Consider the following 492-nt stretch of genomic DNA (forward strand, 5'->3'; position numbering starts at 1 on the left):
TAGAGCGGCTCTCTGCATCGATGAACCAAGCACTGGCCATCGCGCGTCGGCACAAACCCTACCGCTGGGATTTCCGACCAGTCGCACGCATTGCTGTATCGGCGGACGTAGAGGGCATAGGTGTTCGGGCCGGTGGTCAGCACCGCCGAGCCAAGGCTCTGGATTAGCGCCTGCGTCTGTTGGCAGGTCATGGCGCGGGTGTCCGGCCTGGCCTGGGCGAGGTTGGTGAAGGCAAGCATGACCGCTGCCGAGGTCAACGCAATCCGGCGAATGGACATGACGAGACTCCCATGATGAGCCATTTGGTTGACAAACTCGCATGTCGCAGGGCAGCTGTGCAATGGCGGCCTTACCCTCCCGCACCGCGCTCAACATTGCCTGGGGCGGCCATGACGGCTACTGTGTCGCCAGAAACCGGGTTCATCCGGGGAATGTCGGTCTCCATAAGTTTCTGAACGGGCCTCGCTTTCGGTCGGCGGCCAGGCACCAGCA

General features: G+C 62.4%; 1 protein-coding gene. It reads right to left on the reverse strand.

All coding sequences use genetic code 11. From position 1 onward, the window contains the following. On the reverse strand, nucleotides 1-278 hold a 278-nt coding region (locus AC0L2K_RS35050), incomplete at its 3' end, for a hypothetical protein (protein ID WP_473533669.1). Between the last annotated feature and the right edge of the window lie 214 nt (nucleotides 279-492).

This window comes from Mesorhizobium sp. WSM4817 (assembly GCF_055811135.1).